Annotated in this window: 3 protein-coding genes; all 3 read right to left on the bottom strand. The window is 33.7% G+C overall.

The features are described 5' to 3' along the window. Positions 1-210 precede the first annotated feature (210 nt). Complete coding sequence (locus tag F6K23_RS40025; RefSeq protein WP_293166710.1) at positions 211-414, bottom strand: DUF751 family protein; 204 nt, start codon at positions 412-414, stop codon at positions 211-213. A 158-nt stretch (positions 415-572) separates the two neighbouring features. Then, a complete protein-coding gene (locus tag F6K23_RS40020) occupies positions 573-1,832 on the bottom strand; it encodes a type II restriction enzyme (protein WP_293166708.1) in 1,260 nt (419 codons plus the stop codon). Between the two features lie 704 nt (positions 1,833-2,536). Next, a complete protein-coding gene (locus F6K23_RS40015) occupies positions 2,537-3,157 on the bottom strand; it encodes an ion channel (RefSeq protein ID WP_293166706.1) in 621 nt (206 codons plus the stop codon). Positions 3,158-3,297: the final 140 nt, after the last annotated feature.

Genomic DNA, 3,297 nt, shown 5'->3' with positions numbered 1-3,297 from the left:
TGTAAGACTAGCGCCAAGGTAGCGGCAGCCTGTGTTAGCGGAGCTTTGCGGAGCGCAAAACGTCAACCCACCCAGGAGCTAAGGCTCGGCAGGAATCCCCGTGCCTAACAGCCGGGGAGGATGTCAAAGTGGTAAATGCTATAAAAAATATTGCAATTTTAGCAGATTAGTAGTATAGAAGTTGAAGGAAGACCAGAATTTTACTATTTCTTAGGTTGGATTTATACCTAACATAGCTTGTAGAGTTAAGACTAGAAAGACAAATGTCCCAATGATTAGACCGATAAGAGCGATCGCTGTAACAGGTTTACTTAATAGTGGCTTAAGTTGATCGAATAGAAAAAAGAATATTCCGAGGGTAATGGTAATAAAGTATCGTGGGTAGCGAGAGACATTGTTGAAGAAATCTTGCATCGTTTTGTTTGTTTGATAAAAATTTAACTCTATAGTAGGGAACAGGGAACAGGCAACAGGCAACAGTGGGAAAATAATTTCTCTGTTTAAGATTCATCATTAATCTATGCCCTCACCAACTCGTTCCTTGCTATATACAATATTAGTTTAATATCTAATTAGTCAATTTGTGACCATATCCAATATATCCAGTTTTTGACAGTAGAAGCTCGTCTTTCTCTAGTTTTATCTCCTACTTTTAGATTACTTTCAGACAAAAGTTGGATAATTTGTTTTGTTGAGGGAATATTTGCAATTTCTAAGGATAGTTTAAAAGCTTGATTAAAGACTTCGTGTTCCAAGATTTTTTCGATTATCTTTAAATATTTAAGTTTATATCTTTGACAAAAAATATCTTTTGCTTGGTTGGTTAATGTAAAACTTTTTCCCTGTTTTGTTATTAGCTCTAAATATTTTCCTGCACTTGTATAGTAATAAGTTTGTCTCTCATCAAATTGATAATTTTCTGTAATCTCATCTGAAGTTAAATCATTTTCTAATAATAGTGAAATTAAGTCTATTAATCTTTCAAATTTATTTGCTTGAGGAAATGGAATTTTTGGCGGTTCAGGAATTATTTTTATCTGAGCTAGTAGCAAGTATATGTCGCTTATTTGTATTTTATCGGAAGCAATTACATAATTTTTATTTTCTACCAAGGTGATAGAATTATAGTCTAATATATCTACAAATTCATAAATAAAAAAACTGAAAATATCGTTAGAGTAAGTCATTAATACTGGTACAACTCTCTTACCAATTTTTTTTGACCACAATCTATAGGGATAATAGAGTTGTCTAATTAAAAAATCCTCAACCTTATAATTTTTAGCTTCGATTAAAATCAAACAATCATCAGTTTCAAAACCTGCATCTATTTCACATTGAGAGTTAGCCACATTAATTGAGTATGACTGATTATTAATAGAATTTTTAATATAAAAGTCAAAAGTTCCAGTAGACATTCTGCCAGAAACAGTAAATTTAGTTTTTGAACCAACTAAATCATCAATAATACCGATGTTAAATGCACAAAGTAATGCCGAACTTTCAGAATATAAATTAGTGTAATCTATCGTTTCTATTTCTCTAGGAAACTGCCAAGGAATACTTTCAAGTTTGGAGTGATATTTGACTGGTAAGTGTATATGAAAGTAACCGATAATATATTGAGAACGAGAAATTGGTAAAATAGATAGAAAATTATCTTTAAATATTTCTGGTAAGTTAACAACATGGTCAAATTTTGCCATGAGTCTGCTTTCTCGTTCCTGATTAATTTGAGATGCTTCTATTTTGAAGAAGCCGTTTTTATTTACCTCTTCTAAAATTTGATATTTTTCAAATAACCTTTCCCATGCTACATCATTTTTAGTCATATCAAATCCGGTTAAACAGTTATATAAGTGTGGGGAGTGCGGGGAGATAGATGAAGGGGTGGGGAGATTTAAGGCTTAAAGTGTAGATATAATTATAAACATATACTGTATAACCGAATTCTATTTCAACAATTAATAATGAATAATTAATAATTAATAATTACCTCTCCTTGAAAGAAGAGGATTGACAAAGAGATGAAAATTTTTCTTTATTATCCCCTTAAAAGGGGAGGCTTTAAACCACAATTTTTCGGTAAAATGCGTTTTAAAAGCTTAATTTTTCGTTTTGAACTATAGCAAGGAACGAGCTTGTTAGGACTTATGTTGATTATGAACCTTCAATAATTAATTATTAATTATTAACAATTACCTCTCCTTGAAAAGAAGAGGATTGACGCAGAGCGTGAAATTTTTTTCTTGTTTCCTCTATAAAAAGGGATGCTTTAAACCACAATTTATCGGTAAGATAGAGAAATTATTTTCCCACTGTTCCCTGTTCCCTGCTATATCAAAATATTTAGGCTTTTTAGCAAAAATATTATTACTAAAATAGTTTCTACTATATCAAGGTAAAAATATAACAGTCGAAGGAAAGGTTAAGACAGATAAACAGCTTAAAACTCAGACAACGCAATATTTTTCCTTCTTCCTTCTTCCTTCTTCCTTCTTCCTTCTTCCTTCTTCCTTCTTCCTTCTTCCTTCTTTCAATAAGATAACCATTGAGACTCTATTTCCCTTATTTTGCCACTTTCCTGCATTTCTAAAATCCTAATATTAAAATCTTCTATTAAAGAACTAGAACGATCAGGAGATATCATAAAACCATAACTTTCACTAGCAAAAGAAACAGGAGATAATTTCAAGTTTTCTTGAGGGTTAGTATGTAGATAATATTGAAGAGCAGGAGCATCAAAAATAACACCATCCACTTCTTTCAATTTAAGCAAATTAATCGCTTCTACCAAAGTTCTAGTCTGACTAATACGAGCATCATATCTTTGTGCCCATTTCTCACCAGTAGAACCTCTAACTACAGCAATTCTAGAATTTTCAATATCTTCAGGAGCACTAAATTGTAAAACTGTTTGATCGGATAGAGAAAGAGTTAAACTTGTAGCAATACCCGCAGTGAGAGAAGAAACTGTCACCATAGTTATAACCATCCATACTCCAGCAATTATCCGTCCCGTTTTAGCAATAGGAGCGCGATCGCCATATCCCACCGTGGTCAGAGTCACCAAAGCAAACCACATACCATTACCAACGCCATTCCAATAGTCTTTCGGAAATTGTTCAGTATTGCGCCGTCTTTCTGCTAACCACAAAAGATTACCAACTTTGACATCCTCCCCGGCTGTTAGGCACGGGGATTCCTGCCGAGCCTTAGCTCCTGGGTGGGTTGACGTTTTGCGCTCCGCAAAGCTCCGCTAACACAGGCTGCCGCTACCTTGGCGCTAGTCTTACA

It is taken from the genome of Okeania sp. SIO2C9, from assembly GCF_010672455.1.
Taxonomy (GTDB): Bacteria; Cyanobacteriota; Cyanobacteriia; order Cyanobacteriales; family Microcoleaceae; genus Okeania.
Note: the sequence above shows the minus strand (reverse complement) of the source record. Positions and strands in the feature narration are given on the sequence as shown.

What these genes read in the sequence shown, in the direction of transcription:
- F6K23_RS40025 (WP_293166710.1), bottom strand. Translation starts at nt 414, where the DNA reads ATGCAAGATTTCTTCAACAATGTCTCTCGCTACCCACGATACTTTATT.
- F6K23_RS40020 (WP_293166708.1), bottom strand. Translation starts at nt 1,832, where the DNA reads ATGACTAAAAATGATGTAGCATGGGAAAGGTTATTTGAAAAATATCAA.